This window comes from Hyalangium versicolor (assembly GCF_020103695.1).
Lineage (GTDB): Bacteria > Myxococcota > Myxococcia > Myxococcales > Myxococcaceae > Hyalangium > Hyalangium versicolor.
On record NZ_JAHXBF010000005.1, the window covers coordinates 37,479 to 53,340 of the forward strand.

Annotated in this window: 15 protein-coding genes; 7 read left to right on the forward strand and 8 right to left on the reverse strand. The window is 66.5% G+C overall.

Going from position 1 to position 15,862, the window contains the following annotated elements:
• Positions 1 to 59: 59 nt before the first annotated feature.
• Entirely contained in the window at positions 60 to 3,188 is a 3,129-nt protein-coding gene (locus KY501_RS11775; RefSeq protein WP_224362971.1) for a TonB-dependent receptor domain-containing protein, read from the forward strand.
• Between the two features lie 32 nt (positions 3,189 to 3,220).
• Positions 3,221 to 3,877 carry a hypothetical protein gene (locus tag KY501_RS11780; RefSeq protein ID WP_224362972.1) on the forward strand — a complete coding sequence of 219 codons (657 nt, stop codon included), beginning with the start codon at positions 3,221 to 3,223 and terminating at the stop codon, positions 3,875 to 3,877.
• A 21-nt stretch (positions 3,878 to 3,898) separates the two neighbouring features.
• Here KY501_RS11780 and KY501_RS11785 read toward each other — a convergent pair whose 3' ends face one another.
• Positions 3,899 to 4,252 (reverse strand): hypothetical protein, encoded by a 354-nt coding sequence (locus KY501_RS11785; RefSeq protein WP_224362973.1) that lies wholly within the window; start codon positions 4,250 to 4,252, stop codon positions 3,899 to 3,901.
• Positions 4,253 to 4,400: 148 nt separating this feature from the next.
• On the reverse strand, positions 4,401 to 5,366 hold the full coding sequence (locus tag KY501_RS11790; protein WP_224362974.1) for a fatty acid desaturase: 966 nt from the start codon (positions 5,364 to 5,366) through the stop codon (positions 4,401 to 4,403).
• Between the two features lie 210 nt (positions 5,367 to 5,576).
• Here KY501_RS11790 and KY501_RS11795 point away from each other — a divergent pair, with 210 nt between their 5' ends.
• A complete protein-coding gene (locus tag KY501_RS11795) occupies positions 5,577 to 5,780 on the forward strand; it encodes a cold-shock protein (RefSeq protein WP_224362975.1) in 204 nt (67 codons plus the stop codon).
• Between the two features lie 112 nt (positions 5,781 to 5,892).
• Here the strand turns inward: KY501_RS11795 and KY501_RS11800 are convergent, their stop codons facing one another.
• Positions 5,893 to 6,123 (reverse strand): hypothetical protein, encoded by a 231-nt coding sequence (locus KY501_RS11800; RefSeq protein WP_071901230.1) that lies wholly within the window; start codon positions 6,121 to 6,123, stop codon positions 5,893 to 5,895.
• A 204-nt stretch (positions 6,124 to 6,327) separates the two neighbouring features.
• On the opposite strand from KY501_RS11800, the gene KY501_RS11805 reads away from it, so the two are divergent.
• A complete protein-coding gene (locus KY501_RS11805; RefSeq protein WP_224362976.1) occupies positions 6,328 to 7,368 on the forward strand; it encodes a hypothetical protein in 1,041 nt (346 codons plus the stop codon).
• 79 nt (positions 7,369 to 7,447) lie between these two features.
• Entirely contained in the window at positions 7,448 to 7,738 is a 291-nt protein-coding gene (locus tag KY501_RS11810) for a PilZ domain-containing protein (RefSeq protein WP_224362977.1), read from the forward strand.
• Positions 7,739 to 7,775: 37 nt separating this feature from the next.
• Here KY501_RS11810 and KY501_RS11815 read toward each other — a convergent pair whose 3' ends face one another.
• Positions 7,776 to 9,158, reverse strand: a complete 1,383-nt coding sequence (locus tag KY501_RS11815; protein WP_224362978.1) for a hypothetical protein — start codon at positions 9,156 to 9,158, stop codon at positions 7,776 to 7,778.
• 76 nt (positions 9,159 to 9,234) lie between these two features.
• A complete protein-coding gene (locus KY501_RS11820) occupies positions 9,235 to 10,248 on the reverse strand; it encodes a serine/threonine protein kinase (protein WP_224362979.1) in 1,014 nt (337 codons plus the stop codon).
• Between the two features lie 202 nt (positions 10,249 to 10,450).
• Between KY501_RS11820 and KY501_RS11825 the strand changes: the two genes are divergently transcribed.
• The gene (locus KY501_RS11825; protein WP_224362980.1) at positions 10,451 to 11,218 is read left to right on the forward strand and encodes an alpha/beta hydrolase; all 768 of its coding nucleotides are present in this window, start codon (positions 10,451 to 10,453) and stop codon (positions 11,216 to 11,218) included.
• 97 nt (positions 11,219 to 11,315) lie between these two features.
• Positions 11,316 to 12,359 carry a hypothetical protein gene (locus tag KY501_RS11830; RefSeq protein WP_224362981.1) on the forward strand — a complete coding sequence of 348 codons (1,044 nt, stop codon included), beginning with the start codon at positions 11,316 to 11,318 and terminating at the stop codon, positions 12,357 to 12,359.
• Between the two features lie 32 nt (positions 12,360 to 12,391).
• On the opposite strand, the gene KY501_RS11835 is transcribed toward KY501_RS11830, so the two are convergent.
• From KY501_RS11835 to KY501_RS11845, 3 genes are all read right to left on the reverse strand, one after another.
• Positions 12,392 to 13,420, reverse strand: a complete 1,029-nt coding sequence (locus KY501_RS11835; protein ID WP_224362982.1) for a methyltransferase — start codon at positions 13,418 to 13,420, stop codon at positions 12,392 to 12,394.
• 21 nt (positions 13,421 to 13,441) lie between these two features.
• A complete protein-coding gene (locus KY501_RS11840; RefSeq protein ID WP_224362983.1) occupies positions 13,442 to 13,831 on the reverse strand; it encodes a hypothetical protein in 390 nt (129 codons plus the stop codon).
• 162 nt (positions 13,832 to 13,993) lie between these two features.
• Positions 13,994 to 15,802 carry a vWA domain-containing protein gene (locus KY501_RS11845; RefSeq protein WP_224362984.1) on the reverse strand — a complete coding sequence of 603 codons (1,809 nt, stop codon included), beginning with the start codon at positions 15,800 to 15,802 and terminating at the stop codon, positions 13,994 to 13,996.
• Between the last annotated feature and the right edge of the window lie 60 nt (positions 15,803 to 15,862).

The following is a 15,862-nucleotide window of genomic DNA, read 5'->3' on the forward strand; positions in this document are numbered from 1 at the left end:
TTTGGGGCCCGCGAGGAGCGCCCGGCGCAGCAATGCGCAGCCCCCGGGCCAGATGCCCCATGACAGAGAGACGGAACCTCCGGCACCTTGGACTTTTGGTGCTGGCGCTGTGCCTGACGAGTGCCCCGGCGCTTGCTCAGGGCAGCTCGGTGTTGCTTGGCAACGTGGTCGACACCACCACGAAGAAGCCCGTGGCGGATGTGGTGGTAACGGCCACTTCACCCAACCTTCAGGGTGAGCAGGTCGTCGTCACCGATGCCTCCGGTGCCTATCGCATTCCCCAACTCCCAGCAGGCGTCTACTCGCTGCGCTTCGAGAAGGAGGCCTTCCGGCCCTACGCTCGCGACGGCGTCACCGTCCGGTTGGACTACTCGGTCCGCGTCAACGTGGAGCTGATCCCCGAGGCCGCGCTGTCCGAGGAGATGGTGATCGTCGGCCAGGCGCCCACGGTGGACATCGGCTCCACGTCCACGGGCGTCAACGTGGGCTCGGCCTTCGTGAAGAACATCGCCGTCGTGGCGCCCACGGGAAAGGGGGCAGCGTCCCGTTCCTTCGAGTCCCTGGCGGAGCTGGCCCCCGGCGCCAGCGCGGACACCTATGGCGTCTCCGTGAGCGGCGCCACGTCTCCGGAGAACCAGTACATCGTCGACGGTGTGTCGGTGAATGATCCGGGCTTCGGCATCAACGGCACCCCGCTGAGCGTGGAGTTCATCGGCGAGGTCAACGTCATCAGCGGCGGCTACCTGCCCGAGTACGGCCGCTCCACCGGCGGCGTCGTCAACGCGGTGACAAAGTCCGGCTCCAACGAGTTCCACGGCTCCGTGTTCGGCAACCTCACCCCGGGCGGGCTGAGTGGTAACACCACCGAGATCCGCCAGGAGGCGGGCACCGTCTCCGGCCAGGCCTCGCTGTGGAACCTGGGAGACATCGGCGCCGAGCTGGGCGGCCCCATCCTCCAGGACAGGCTCTGGTTCTACGTGGGCGTCGCCCCGTCGTTCACCCGCTACCAGCTCGAGCGCAACCTCAACTCGCTGGTGCTGGGCGCGGACGGCAAGCCCCTGACGGACGAGCGCGGCTTCGCGCAGACGCAGCGCATCGATGGCACCCAGCAGCTCTACTTCGCCGATCAGAAGAGCTTCCAGTACATCGCCAAGCTGACCTACCTGCTCAACCAGGACCACAACGTCGCGGTGACGGTGACGGGCACGCCCTCCTCATCGGGAGGCTCGGGCCGCTTCGCCATCAGCGAGCGCACCGGCGCCCCCGAGGTGGAGCGTATCAATGGTGAGTACGGCGCTATCGCCACCGAGCGCTCCACCAACAGCCTGGACACCAGCGTCAAGTGGTCCTCGTCCTTCCTCGACAAGCGCCTGCTCTTCAACGCCACCCTCGGCTGGCACCACCAGAACCTGTCGATCCGCGCCGCGGACGGCACGGTGGGCGGTTCCATGGAGGGACTGGCGGGCATCTCCAACGTCACCTGGCAGCGGACCGCTCCGTCCCAGCACTCCATCGCCGAGTTCGAGACGCTGCCGGATCCCTCCGTATGCACCTCTCCGAATCCGGGGGTGACACCCACGCTGTGCCCCGTGCTCTCGTACCTGACGGGCGGGCCGGGCCGGCTGGATGAGTCCACGCTGGAGCGCTACCAGGCCAAGGCCGTGGGCACCTTCCTGGCGAACGCGGCCGGCCAGCACGTCTTGAAGGCGGGCATCGACCTGGAGCAGATGGTCTACAACCACACCCGCGCGGTGACGGGCCGCAGCGTGCTCATCGAGTCCGACGAGGGAGACTACTTCTACGACTACCGCCAGTACGGTTACCTGGTGGGCCCGGATCAGGTGATCATCCAGGACTCGCAGAGCCCCAAGTCCAAGTCCAACGCGTTCGGCGGCTTCATCCAGGACAGCTGGAGCGTCGTCGAGTCCGCCACCCTCAACCTGGGCCTGCGCTACGACACCCAGCAGCTCGTGGGCGGTGGCAAGACGGCGCTCGTGCTGCCCAACCAGTGGTCTCCGCGCCTGGGCCTCATCGTCGATCCCTCGCGCGCTGGCCGGATGAAGCTCTACGGCAGCTACGCCCGCTACTACGAGAGCGTGCCGCTGGACATGGTGGACCGCTCGTTCCCCGGTGAGCCCGGTGTGCGCTCGCAGAAGGATTCCACGCTCTGCGATCCGCGCGATCCGGCGCAGCAGCAGGGCATCTGCCAGAGCGACACCGCGCGCCAGCCCGCGCAGGATCCGCTGGACCCCAACCGCCTCTGGAGCACCGTGGGCGCGGGCACCACGATCGTCGACCCGGACATCCGTCCCCAGTCCACGGACGAGTTCGTCGTGGGCGGCGAATACGAGGTGTTCTCCAACTCGCGCGTGGGCCTGTCCTATACCCGGCGCTCACTCAACGTCGCCATCGAGGACATGAGCCGCGATGACGGGCAGACGTACTTCGTTGGCAACCCGGGCTATGGCTTCGCCAAGGACTTCGTGAAGCCCCAGCGCACCTACGACGGCGTCACGCTCTTCTTCCAGAGGACCTTCGCGGATCTCTGGCTGGCGCAGGTCAGCTACACGTGGTCCCGCCTCTACGGCAACTACGAGGGCCTGTTCCGCAGCGACACCGGCCAGCTCGATCCGAACATCAACTCGGACTTCGATCTCGTCTCGCTGCTGCCCAACCGCAGCGGCCTGTTGCCGGCGGACCACACGCATCAGATCAAGGCCTTCGGTGCCCGCGAGTTCGTCCTGCGGCCCGGCCTGAGCCTCAACCTGGGCCTGTCGTACCGGGGCAGCTCGGGCGCTCCGTACAGCTACCTGGGCGCGCACGTGGACTACGGCGCCGGGCAGGCCTACATCCTGCCGCGTGGCTCCGCGGGCCGCCTGCCCTGGGTGAACCGCTTCGACAGCCGCCTGGCCGTCAACTACACCCTGGCCAAGGACCTCGTCGCCTCGATCAGCATGGACGTCTTCAACGTCTTCAACTTCCAGACGGCCACGGCGTACGATCAGAACTACACGTACTCGCCGGTGCTGCCCATCGTCGGCGGCACCAAGGCCGATCTGCCCGGCAAGGTCATCGACGCGGAGACAGGCGATCCCATCTCCGGCGAGGCCATCAACAAGAACTTCGGCAAACCCACCGCCTACCAGGCGCCGCGCTCCTTCCGTTTCGGTGCTCGGGTGACGTTCTAGGCGCGCAGCTCCCAGGAAAGGTCTCTCTCCCCATGACTCGACGAATCCTCGGCCTGGTGCTGGCCACCGCCATGTTCTCCGCATGTGAGACGGAGCAGCCCGCCATCGGCTGTCCCGTGCAGAGCCTCGTGTGGTCCGCCACCTACCGGCCCCTGGAGGCGAGCAGCTGTCCCCTGAAGGCGGGCGAGCAGCTCGGCATCCTGAAGTTCTCCACGCCTTCGGGCGATGAGCAGCTGTCCATCAAGCCCGAAACGCTCGTGGCGCTCGACGAGCGCGATCCAGCGCGCGTGGCGTACTCGCTCGGGGCGCTGGCCAAGGAGTCCGACTCGGAGGGCTTCTGCTCCGCCTCGGACCTGGACGTCGCCGAGAAGCACGCTCCCGCGGTGGCTGAGCAGGGGCTGCCCTCGAAGGACATCGTCTACCGCTGGAGCGGCGTCCGGATCCTCGCGACGCCTCAGGCCCCCGGCACGCAGATGGTGGCGGAGCTCGAGTACACCGAGGACGGGTGCACCGCGAAGTATGAGGTCTGGGGCATGTGGCCCGGAGACATCGACTGCGCGGACGAGGATGGCGCTCCGAGCAACGCCCTCTGCGCGGCGGCGGGGACCATCAACCCGGACTTCGCCACGGTCTGCGATCCCAGCCAGTTGCGCTGCGTCCCTGCCCGGCGGCCGCCCTCGCTCAAGTGAGCGGCCGCACCGGGCCCGGGGTTACGGGTTGTAGGTGACGGTGTTTGTCGCCGAGCTCGTCCCGCCGGAGTACGTGGTCGCGTTGGTGAAGGACCACGTGCCCCGGCGGTAGGGCGTGCAGAGCACGTAGGAGCACGAGCTGGCGTCGAGGCACGTCTTGCTTCCGGAGCCCTGCGCCGGCCCGCTGTAGGTCGCGTCGATGGTGATGCTCGACACGGTGCCGTCACACGTCGTGTCGTAGTGGAAGCACATCAACCCCGAGCCGATGGTGAACGTGACGCCCGGAGCCGTGGCTGTGCACGTGACGGAAGTGGGGTTGGGTTCCGCGGTAGCCAGACCGAATGACGCCACGCCGATGAGCAGCATTCCCATCATGTGCAGTCTCCTGGGCTGAAGAGGGGCAGAGGTTTCCCCTCGCCCCGCATCCTCCCAGAGACGTCATTTCGGGCGCACGATGGGTGAAACCTCACCCATCACGTCGCGTACCGTGGATCCGGATTGTTGTGCTTCCAGCGCGCGCGGCTCACACGCGCGCTGCGTTATTGCCGGACTCCACTGCTTCCAGCTCGTCGCCGAACTGCACGTTCGCGGTCTCACCGGTGGGAAGGGAGAACGGGGCGCGGCCGATCTGCTGGGTGCCGAAGCGGGGGAAGAAGGGCGCCAGCACGTAATTGGAGAAGCACCAGGGGAAGAAGTAGCGCGGCTTGAGGTCCGGGTGGATCTCGGCCTCGATCTTCGCGTGGGCCTCGCGCAGGGTGCTCCAGTGCGCGCCCGGCATCTCATGGTGCGCGGCGTGCAGCGCGTTGTTGAAGAGGAAGAAGTTGATGGCCGCGCCCACCCAGCTGCGGCTGTGGTTGTGCTCGCTCCACGGATCGGTGTGCACGTGCTGGATGTAGTTGAAGAACATGATCGTCCACAGCGCGAACACGGCCGGGATCAAGAAGGCGAAGATCCACACCCGCGCGCCCTCGTGCGCCCCGTGCAGCACCATGGCCAGCGCCAGCAGCAGCACGTGTGTACCGGCCCACACCATGTACTGGGTGATGATCTGCCGGAAGAGCGCCGGGTTGTTGGTGCGCGCCTTGCGGATGAAGGCCTTGATCGGATCGCTCTGGTAATACGAGGAGACGAAGAAGTACGTGAAGGCCACCAGCGCGTTGTGCTTGTTGGTGTGGCGCCAGGTGATGGTCGCGTCCCCCGCCTTGTTCACGTACTTGTGGTGGTTCAGGTTGTGCGTGGGGATCCACGCGAACGTCGGGTAGCCGTAGAAGATGGACAGCCACATGCCGAACACGTTGTTCATCTGCCGGTTGCGGAACGTAGGGCAGTGGTTGTGGTTGTGAGCGATGACTCCCGCCGACAGCGCGAGGTAGCAAGCCAGCGGACTCAACCAGGGGATGAGTTCGGGGCGGGCGTACATCGATAGGGCCACCACGGGCATGGCGGCGCACCACAGCAGCGTCCGGAGGTCAGCGGAGTATCGGAGCATGGACTGGCCGTGTACCGCACCCGAGTGTTGAGTGGCCAGCATCTTCCCAGGGAATGCTCGCCCCCCCTGCGCGCCACTGTGAGGTTTGGCGTGCAAACCGGCACCCCCCCTTTCTTTTTTCCTCAGAAGCTGTCAGGGGGGCGGGTAGCTCGCACCGCGAGCTTGGAATGCCGGCGCACTCACCGTGCCCGGATGAGCAAGGAATCGAAAATGGCAACTGGTGTTGTGAAGTGGTTCAACGATGCGAAGGGCTTCGGGTTCATCACGCAGGACGGCGGCGGGGAGGATGTGTTCTGCCACCACACTGCCATCCAGGCTGACGGCTTCCGCAGCCTCTCCGAGGGTCAGCGGGTGGAGTTCGAGGTCGCCCGGGGCCCCAAGGGCCTGCAGGCGCAGAACGTCCGCGCGATCTGAGCTGCTGGAACTGAGCCGCTTCGCCACGCGATGCGGCTCGGACACACGGGGGCCTGCTCCTCGCCACGGGTGAGGGGTGGGCCCTTCGTGTTGCGGGGGCAGGCGGAGGGGCTTAGCGCGCGGCTTCCTTGGAGCCGACGACCGTCATGTTCATGCCGATCTGCACGGAGACGGGCTTGCCGTCGACGGTGACGGTCGTCTTTCCGTTGATGTACCAGCCGAAGGAACCGGTGGAGAACGACTTGACCTCGGCCAGCATCTCCTGGCCGTTGATGATGACCTTGAGGGGCTCGGCCTTCTCGAGGAACTGCGACAGCGACACGGGGCAGGGGGACTTGGCCATGGCGCGGGCACCCTAGCACCGGGGCATGGAGCCGGACCACTGGAAGGGGGAAAAAACCGAGTGGAATCAAGGGGAAGCCCCTACCTCGGGAGAGGGGTGGCCCTGCCTGCCAGGTTGCCTGCCTGGGGTAGGCGACGAGGCGCTCGGAGGGGGGAACGTCAGACCCCTGATTTAGACCTGAGGACGATCGAGATGGAGGTCGCCATGCAGGGTGAGATGATTCGCAGCGAGACGCCGGTGCCTACCCCCCGCCGCGCACAGCTCACTGCCGGGCTCCTGAAGGAGGAGCGCGAGCAGCATCAGGTTCTGGCCCAGTACGTGAAGCAGTGCATGATCGAGGGCACGGACTATGGCCGCATCGCCGGATCGGAGAAGCCGACGCTGCTCAAGCCGGGCGCCGAGAAGCTGATCGATCTGTTCGGCTGCACGCCCGAGTTCACCCTGGTTCCGGAGTTCTGCCACGAGGACTTCGAGAGCGGCTTCTTCAAGTACACGTTCCGTTGCCGCATCATCAGTCGGGAGCAGGGCAAGGTGCTGGCGGAGGGCTACGGTTCGGCGAACAGCCGCGAGAGCCGGTTCCGGTGGCGCGTGGCGAACCGCAAGTGCCCCGTCTGCAACAAGGACGCGATCATCCAGGGCAAGAGCGAGTACGGCGGTGGCTGGGTGTGCTTCAAGAAGAAGGGCGGCTGCGGAGAGAAGTACGCCTCGACAGACGAGCGCATCACCAGCCAGTCGGTGGGGCGGGTGGAGAACGAGGACATCGCGGATCTGGACAACACGATCCTGAAGATGGCGAAGAAGCGGGCCCAGGTGGACGGGGCGATCGCGCTGGCTCGCTGCTCGGACATGTTCACCCAGGACGTCGAGGACTTCATGCTGCAGGACCTGGGGAGCACGTCCGGGGCGCCGGCTCCGGTCTCGACTCCCAGCGGGGAGGCGGCGGGGGGGCATGAGCCTCTTCCTCCCTTGATGGCGGGCGAGAAGGCCCTCTCGTACGAAGTGGGGGCGAGCAAGGCCGAGGGAGCTCCGGTGCCTCTGACTTGGGGCGAGGCCAGCACGCTGGCGCGCGGGATTGCCGGGGCTCGGGATGCCCGGTCGCTGCGCAAGGTGGGCATGAGCATCAAGGAGGCTCGGGCCGGGGGGCGCATCTCCGAGCAGGAGCGCAGTGATCTGGAGAAGCTCTACCGCGCCAAGCAGCTGGAGCTGACGAACTCCTCGCGTCCCTCGATTCGCCGGGCCTCGTGATTCACGGTGCCAGCGTGATTCTCGGAGCGGGCTCGGGCGGGAAACTTGCGCGGCTACGGGCCTGTATCACCATGTGTGCATGTTCGATAACCGCTCCGTCCGCAACGCTCGCCGCCTCTCGCTGATGCTCGGAAATCGCCTCTCGGCGCACACCATGGATGTCTCTCCGGGTGGATTCAGCGTCGAGGCGCCCTTCGTCTTCATGCCCGGCTCGCAGCTCCACGGCACCGTCGAGGTGTCCGGCAACGAGCTGCCCTTCCGCGGAGAGGTGGTGTGGGCGCTCCCGGCCAGCCAGCCCGAGGCTCCCAGCCGCATGGGCGTGCGCTTCACCCAGGTTCCTCCCGAGGCCTGCGGCTTCCTCGAAGGGTAGACAACCCTTCCGCTCGCGGTGGGCGCTCTCGGGGCGCTCAGTCCCTCATGACTCCCGCGGTCTTCAGGACCTGGATCATCTCCTTCACCCGGAAGCCGTCCTTGCTGTCCGCCAGCTTGTGGAGCTCACGCCCCAGGGCGGGCGTATAGGCCTCGATGGCCGCGCGATACAGATCGTCCTCGGCGAAGGCCGTGTCCTCCAGCGCCTTGTTCAACAGCTGGAGCCCTCGGGGATCCTTCAGCCGCAGCAGCGCCGCAGTTCCAGCCGCCAGCGCGCGGGGACACTGCTGCGCCAGCTGATACGCCGTCTCTGCCGCATCCGGCGTCTTGACGTACCCCAGCATCGCCAGTCCGTGAGCGCCGAACGTACCCCGGCAGAAGACGAAGCGATCGATGTCGGCCAGTGCCTGCGGACTGCCTTGCCGCGCGGCGGCCTCCAACTCGTTCTCCTGTGCGAACATGTCACCGCCTTGGTAGGTCACCTTGACCGGCACGGCGTAGCCGGCATTGACCAGATCCGCCGCCAGCCGGTTCCGGTTCGCCTCCGGGAACTTCGGCAGATCCCTCACCGCGCGCCGGGCCGCCGCATCCCGCGTGCTCATGGGCAGCAGGTGCTGCTGGGTGAGGGGCACCACCAGCCCGGGCTCGTACTTCCCCTTCTTGGCCAACGCGTCATACAGCGCGATCGCGCACGCCGGCGCCAGGTGCGTGCTCTGCTCGGGGCCTCTCTTCATCGTCACTGTGAAGTCGTCGCCGCTCCGCCCCCAGCCGGAGATCTGGTACGTGCCCTTGGCCAGGCCCTCGACGAGCGCATCCGCCTGGAATCCGGCCTGATCGCACCGGGGATTCGGAGTCGCCCCCTCCATGCGCCGGACGAGCCGCTGCGCATCCTCGTTCACCCGCTCGCCCGTTCGGTACGCCGCGCAGCGTGAGGCGGGCTCCACCACGGAGAGGACCCGCGCTTCCTTCTCGTTTTCCAGCCGCTTCAGCGCCCCGGGCAGCGCTCCAGGCACGCTGGACGACACCATGAGCGCGAGCGCTCGATCGAAGGGCTCCTCCGAGCCGAGCAGCGATTCCCGCAGCGCTCGATCCTCCTGGAGCATCTCGGTGGCCAGCTTCACCGCGCTCAGCGGCAGTTGCGACCCTTCCAATCGGCCGGCCATGGAGATCCGCCCGCCGAACATGTGACACCCCACCTGCACCGCCGAGACGGACAGGGCCAGGTGTTCACCTCCGGCGCGAGCCACCTTCGCCAGCACGTCATAGCCCGCCGCCCCGTTCGAGCGCAGGAGGGTGGCCGCGCTCTTCTGCTGCTCCGGATCCTCAAGCTGGAAGACGGCCTTCCACAGCGCCTTGTCATCGGCGGCGTGGGCGGCTGCTGACAGACAGAGCAGCGTGAAGAGCAGGGCAGGCTGGCGCATGGGAACCCTCCGGGCAGGGACGCGCGGAGTCTCGCAAAAACGCGTCGGTGCCCGGAAGCCCCCCTGCTCCAGCGGTTCAGTGGATGTCGAAATCCTTGGGCGGTTCGATCCGGGCGTACTCCCGTTGCCGCTGGGTCTCTCGCTGGATGTCCTCCGAGAAGGTGGTCCGCATGTACTGCCTCAGATCTTCCCGATCGAAGTTCGCGTCCCGGTGGATGAGGAAGTCCTGGAGTTGATCCTCCAGCTCGCTGGCGTACGCGTAGCGCTCCCGCACGTCCTTCGCGAGCGCCTGCAGGACGATCCGATCCAACGGCCGGGGGACGAACGGGTTGTGCGAGGACGGCGGCGTCGCCTGTGCCTTGCGCGTCAGCTCCATGGTCGCCAGATCGCTGTCTCCCATGAAGGGGCGCTGGCCCGTGAGCAGCTCGTAGAGACACACCCCGATGGCGAACACGTCCGAGCGCCGATCCAGCACCGAGCCGTCAATCTGCTCCGGGCTCATGTACCCGATCTTCCCCTTGAGGATGCCGGGCTGCGTCTGCGTCACCCGCCCGGCCGCCTTGGCGATGCCGAAGTCGATCACCTTCACGTCGCCCTCGAACGAGATCAGCACGTCATCGAGCGACAGCCCGCGGTGGACGATGTTCAGCTCGCGTCCCCGGCCGTCCGTCTTGCGATGCGCGTAGTCCAGCCCCGCGCACATGCGCGAGATGCAGTAGCACGCCATGGGCAGCGGCATCGGCGTGGCCGCCCGCCGGAAGTGATCGAACAGCTCTCCCAGCGACTTGCCCGGCACGTACTCCTGCGACAGGAAGGGGTAGGGGCCGATCTGTCCCAGCTCGAAGGCCTGCGCCACGTTCGCGTGGAGCAACTGCAACCCGATCCTCCCCTCGTCGAGGAACATCGAGATGAACTCCTCGTCATCCGCGAAGTGGGGGAGGATCCGCTTCAAGGCCACCAGCCGGCCGAGCCCCTCGGCTCCGAACATCTTCGCGCGCCAGATCTCGGCCATCCCGCCAATGCCGAAGCGATCCAGCAAAAGGTAATCCCCAAAGGGAAGGGGCTGTCGCTTGGGTGAATGCGTCGTCAAGGTGTTAGCTCCTTAGGGCGCGTCATGAGGTTCCGTGGAGAGACGGCACCTCGGAATGGAGTCCCGGCGGAAGCGTTGCGCCTGTTCTGCCACCTCGCCCCCCGTGGCGCGTTCCTACAAATAATTGTCGCTGCGGTGGAAAATTGCGTCGTCACTTGCCATTATTATTCTGGAAATCAGTAAAGTTCGCAAAGGAGAGAAAATGCGTTTCAGCTTGGCGGTAATCGCGGCCCTGTGTGTCCTGGTTTCCTCGGGTAGGGCCGAGGCTGGAAACGATCACACACCCACCTACGTACTGGTCCATGGTGCGTTCCATGGGGGCTGGTCCTGGCAGAAGGTGGCGGAGAAGCTGCGTGCAGGTGATGCGCAGGTGTACACGCCGACCCTGACAGGGTTGGGCGAGCGCGCGCACCTGGCGCGGCCGGACGTGGGGCTCTCCACCCATGTGCAGGACATCGTCTCGCTGATCCAGATGGAGGATCTGCACGACGTCATCCTGGTGGGACACAGCTACGCCGGAATGGTGATCACCGGAGTGGCCGCGGCGATTCCCTCGCGCATCAAGAAGTTGGTGTACCTGGACGCGGTGATCCCTGAGCCGGGGCAGTCCTTCTTCGGGATGATCGGTTTCCCGGCGCCTCCCCCGGAAGTGACGATGCTGCCGTCGTTCCCGCCTGAGGACTTCGGGCTGACGGAGGACGATGACATTGCCTATGTCGGCGCGCGTCTGCGTCCGCAGCCGACGGCCACCTTCGAGGAGCCGCTGGTGTTCAGCTGGAGCACGCTGTCGAAGATCCCCAAGGCCTATATCCGCTGCACGGGGGAGTGGTTCTCTCGGGAGACGTTCAAGGCGTTCGCGGCCAAGGCGCGGGCGTGGCACTGGGACTATGACGAGATCGACTCGGGCCACGATGCGATGGTGACGGAGGTCTCGGACACGGTGAAGGCGATCCGCCGCGCCGCGCGCTGAGGAGGAACCTGCGCATCCCTTCTCCGGTCGTCTACACTGACGGCCGGAGGGGGCAATGCGCAAAACATGGTGTGTGCTCGCAGGGTGGTTGGTCTCCATGTCGGCTCTGGCGCAAGTCGAGCCACCGGATGCGCCGAAGGTCCCGGATGATGGAGGCCCAGCGCGCGTCTACTATGCACACTCCTATCTCGATGGCGCTTGGAGCATCGCCGGCCTGGGTGACCTGCTCTCGGTGCACGTGCAGAACTTCGATGCCCTGATGAAGGAGACGAGCAACACCTGCAACGGGATCATCCTCTTCATCGACGGAATAGCCATCCAGGGGTTGCAGCCGCTGTCGTGTGATGCGGTGAACGGGCACGTGCGGTACCGGTTGCAGCGCACCCCGAAGTCGGACGATATCTGGCACGGGCTGCTCGGGGGGCCGACGCGCTACGTGCGCCCGGTCAGCATCAGCGTGGGGGCCACGGACCAGTTCCCCCTGCCTACGAGCGTCATGGATTTCCAACTCGAGATTGTTCCTCGTGCGATGCTGTTCCTGTTCATCGGTCTGCTGGTGGGCGGGGCGCTGGCGTTCCTGCGGCTGTGCCGGAAGGGTGGGCTGATCCGCAGCGGCTCGCCGACGGTGACCATCGATAAGCGTCCCTACAACCTCGCGCTGTTCCAGATGGCCTTCTGGCTCTTCCTCGTGGTCGCGGCCTACCTCTTCATCTGGCTGATCAACGGGGAGCTCGACACGATCACGGACTCGGTGTTGGGACTGCTGGGCATCGGGACGGGGACAGCGCTGGTGTCGACGCTGATCGACAAGAACAAGCAGCCATTGACGGTCCAGGGGAGCAGCGCTGTGCCCCCTGAGGCCGGCAAGCCCCTGGAGTCCAGGGGCTTCTTGAACGATGTGCTCACGGATGAGACTGGCAACCTCAGCCTCCACCGTTTCCAGCTCTTCATCTGGACGCTGGTGCTCGGTGTCATCTTCTGTAGCTCGGTCTACAGGAGCCTCTCGATGCCGGAGTTCAGCGCCACTCTGCTGGGGCTGATGGGGATCAGCTCCGGGACGTATCTGGGCTTCAAGGTACCCGAGGGCAAGAAGGAAGCGGCTCCCACTGCTCCCGCAGCTCCCGAGGGTGGGGCGTCGTAGCGCCCCCCTTGGAGGGACGCTCCGGCCAGGGCTCAGACCGGCGAGGCTTCCACGATGGAGAGAGCCCGCCGGGTGGGCACCACTCGCACCAGTGAGAAGCCGCTGTCGGCCAGCAGCCCGCGGAACTCCTCCTCGGTGCGTTCGCGGCCACCCACGAGCACGAGCATCTCCAGGTCCAACAGCTTCGCCGGGTCCGGCGAGTTGCCGGGCTGCACGACCTGCTCCACCAGCAGTAGCCGGGCCGAAGGCTTCATGGCACGGCGACAGTTTCGGAGGATGGCGCCGGTGCGCTCATCGTTCCAGTTGTGGAGGATGTACTTGAGCAGATAGGCATCGGCGCCCGAGGGAACGGACTCGAAGAAGTCTCCCCCCACGCGTTCGCAGCGCGCATCGAGCCCATGAGCATTCACGGCATCCTGCTCATTCGCCACCACGGAGGGCCGGTCGAAGAGGATGCCGCGCAGGCCCGGGTGGGCGTTCAGGAGCGTCGCCAACAGGTGCCCGCGCCCGCCGCCCACGTCCACCAGCGTCCCCGAGGTGAGGAAGGCCCAGGCATCACGGATGGCGTCGTTCTCCACGGAGGAGAAGCTCGTCATCGAGTGATCGAAGATCTTCTCCTGCTCGGGGTTCTGGCCGAGGTACGTGTAGAGCGGCTGACCGACCATCTTCGCCATGGCCGGCTCTCCAGTGCGGACGCTCTCGAGGATTCCCTCGAAGGTGCGCCAGTGCCAGTGGGAGCCCAGCATCCGAGCCAGGGCGCGCATGGAGCCCGGAGTATCGCTGCGCAGGAACTGTCCCAGCGGAGTCAGCGCGAAGTGACGGGGCTCCGGCTCCGAGAGCAGCCCCACGCTCGCCAGGGCACGCAGCACCCGGTACAGCGCGGAGGCGTCGGTCTGGCAGGCCTTGGCGAGCTCCTCGCTGTCCCGGGGCCCGGAGGCGAGGTGGTCCGCGACGCCGAGTTCGGCGGCGACATAGATGGCGCGCAGGGACCAGAATCCGAAGATCATGTTCCGGAGGACAGCGGGATCCGCGGGTGGAGCGCCGGTGGGGGAGTCGGCCATGAATTACTCCTGAGGGGGGATTCAGCTCTTGCCGGCGAGCGCGCGGAGCTCCTTGAGCACCGTGAACGCGGTCTCCTTGTCCGGCATGATGTTGGAGGCGTACTGGTTGAGGCTGGCCTGCAGGCGGATGGCGGCGCGCGTCGTGTTCTCCGTGGAGCCGTAGCGGACGGTGGCCAGGGTGTAGCGAGCCGTCACTTCCTTGGCGATGGGGCCATACGCGGGCGCCATGTGGGCCGAGAGGTGGAAGTCCCGGATGTCGATGGCGAGGTAGAACTTGTGGGGCACGGAGCTGAGTGCTTCCCGGAGCAGTGAGGCCCACTCCTGGAGTGCCGAGACGCTGTCGATGCGAACGTCGATGCACGTCAGCACGTAGATGTCGTGGGCCTTTTCGTAATGCAGTGGCATCTTCATGGTGGGCCTTCTCCGGCGCTCAGCGCCGCCGGGCCCGCAAGATACGAGGCCCGAGCCTGCTCCGGGAAGAGTCCCCCACGACACCCCAGGGCTATCCCCAGTTCCCAGGGCTTCCAGGACAGGCGCGAGGAGCAAGTCCTCGCGCACCGTCCGTGAGGAGGGTTACCGGCGGGTGGCGGAGGCGCCCATCAGCGCCTGGGCCTGGGTGACGAGCTTCACGAACTCGGTGCGCTCCGTCTGGCCCTCGATGGCGCCCTCGGCGAGCTTGCGCGCCGTGGCGAGGCTCCAGTTCTGCGCCGAAGGGCTGTGGCGCAGGATGTCGGCCGTGGAGGCCACCGCCAGTGCGAAGCGGAAGTCCGAGGAGGCAGCCTCCGTCGAGGAGCGCAGCATGCTCCGCTCAAAGGGGAAGCTCTGCTCGGAGGCCTCGGTGCCGTTGGGGGCCTTGGCGCGGATGCGAACCGTGGCCAGGGGCTGCTGCTCGCCGGTCAGCTCGACTTCATAGATCGCGGTGACGTTGTGGCCCGCGCCGATCTCTCCCGCGTCCACCTTGTCATTGCGGAAGTCCCGGTCCGCCACGTCGCGGTTCTCGTAGCCCACCAGCCGGTAGCGCTTCACGGCCGCCGGGTTGAACTCCACCTGGATCTTCACGTCCTTGGCGATCACCTCGAGCGTGCCCGTCAGTTGCGTCTCGAAGACCTTCCGGGCCTCCTGGAAGCTGTCCACGTAGAAGCAGTTGCCGTTGCCCTTGTCGGCCAGCTTCTCCATCAAGTCGTCCCGGTAGTTGCCCATGCCGAAGCCGATGGTGGACAGCGTGACGCCCTCGGCCACGTGGTTGCGGATGCCCTCCAGCATGGAGTCCGCGGAGAGGTGGGGGCCGATGTTGGCGTCTCCATCCGTGAGGACGATGACGCGCGAGACGACGCTGCCCGAGGCCTTCTTCACCGCGTGGCGATAGGCCATCTCCATGCCCGATCCCATGGCCGTGCCGCCTCCGGACTGCAGCGAGTCGATGGCCGAGAAGATGCGCTGCTGATCGGTGGCGGGAGTGGGCGCCAGCACATCCTGGGTGGAGCCCGCGTAGGTGACGATGGCCACCGTGTCGTTCTCGTTCAGGTTCTTCACGGCGATCTTCATGGCCTCCTTGGCCAGGGGCAGCTTGTCCTGCGACTGCATGGAGCCGCTGGTGTCCACCAGGAAGACCAGGTGCGCGGGCTTGCGCTGCGAGCGAGAGACGACCTTGCCCTGCACGCCCACTCGCAGGAAGTGGCGGCCGGCGCCGAACGGGGAGGGCGCGCCCTCCAGGTGCACGGTGAAGGCTCCCTTGTCCGGCGGGGCGTAGCGGTACTTGAAGTAGTTGACGAACTCCTCCACGCGCACGGACTGGGAGGGAGGCAGGCTGCCCTGCGTGAGGTAGCGTCGCGCCAGCGAGTACGAGGCGGTGTCCACGTCCACGGCGAAGGTGGAGAGCGCGTCCTCTTGGGTGGTGGTGAAGGGGTTGGGCGCGTGGGCCTCGAACGTGTTTCCGCCTGCGGAATGGTTCAGCTCACTGGCATCGTCGTCCCGTTCCTCGAGGTCTCCAGTCAACGCATCCGCGGGCTTCGGCGCGGAGTACCGGTTGTCGGTCCGCCGAGCGACTTTCCCGGGTGAGACAGCGCCGAGGGCGACCGCCGAGGATGGGGGAGGCGGAGCCATGGGCTGCTGGCCCGTCGTGGGCCCGGGCATTTTCATCGTGACTTCTTGGGCGGGTTCGGCTGCTGGGGCGGGTGCAGCTGCCGCGGCAGGGGTGGCCGGTGGTGCCATCTTCTGCGCGAGGGCCTCGGGCTTGGACTCAGACTTGGAGCGGGTCGGGGTGGATTGAGTCTGGATGGGAGCGTCCGCCGGGGCGCTCTGAAAAGCGCACCCGGGGACGAAGCTCATGGCGAGGAAGGCACTTCCCCAACGGGACAGACGGCGCAGCGAGGACCGGGACATGGGAGGCTCCGCGTTCGAAGAGATGCGACTCGAACGCGCGAGCCTTTCGTTGGGTCTACG

Bases quoted from the DNA above. Each gene is read 5' to 3' on its own strand.
- KY501_RS11775 (WP_224362971.1), top strand. From the start codon at position 60: ATGACAGAGAGACGGAACCTCCGGCACCTTGGACTTTTGGTGCTGGCG.
- KY501_RS11780 (WP_224362972.1), top strand. From the start codon at position 3,221: ATGACTCGACGAATCCTCGGCCTGGTGCTGGCCACCGCCATGTTCTCC.
- KY501_RS11785 (WP_224362973.1), bottom strand. From the start codon at position 4,252: ATGATGGGAATGCTGCTCATCGGCGTGGCGTCATTCGGTCTGGCTACC.
- KY501_RS11790 (WP_224362974.1), bottom strand. From the start codon at position 5,366: ATGCTCCGATACTCCGCTGACCTCCGGACGCTGCTGTGGTGCGCCGCC.
- KY501_RS11795 (WP_224362975.1), top strand. From the start codon at position 5,577: ATGGCAACTGGTGTTGTGAAGTGGTTCAACGATGCGAAGGGCTTCGGG.
- KY501_RS11800 (WP_071901230.1), bottom strand. From the start codon at position 6,123: ATGGCCAAGTCCCCCTGCCCCGTGTCGCTGTCGCAGTTCCTCGAGAAG.
- KY501_RS11805 (WP_224362976.1), top strand. From the start codon at position 6,328: ATGCAGGGTGAGATGATTCGCAGCGAGACGCCGGTGCCTACCCCCCGC.
- KY501_RS11810 (WP_224362977.1), top strand. From the start codon at position 7,448: ATGTTCGATAACCGCTCCGTCCGCAACGCTCGCCGCCTCTCGCTGATG.
- KY501_RS11815 (WP_224362978.1), bottom strand. From the start codon at position 9,158: ATGCGCCAGCCTGCCCTGCTCTTCACGCTGCTCTGTCTGTCAGCAGCC.
- KY501_RS11825 (WP_224362980.1), top strand. From the start codon at position 10,451: ATGCGTTTCAGCTTGGCGGTAATCGCGGCCCTGTGTGTCCTGGTTTCC.
- KY501_RS11830 (WP_224362981.1), top strand. From the start codon at position 11,316: ATGTCGGCTCTGGCGCAAGTCGAGCCACCGGATGCGCCGAAGGTCCCG.
- KY501_RS11835 (WP_224362982.1), bottom strand. From the start codon at position 13,420: ATGGCCGACTCCCCCACCGGCGCTCCACCCGCGGATCCCGCTGTCCTC.
- KY501_RS11840 (WP_224362983.1), bottom strand. From the start codon at position 13,831: ATGAAGATGCCACTGCATTACGAAAAGGCCCACGACATCTACGTGCTG.
- KY501_RS11845 (WP_224362984.1), bottom strand. From the start codon at position 15,802: ATGTCCCGGTCCTCGCTGCGCCGTCTGTCCCGTTGGGGAAGTGCCTTC.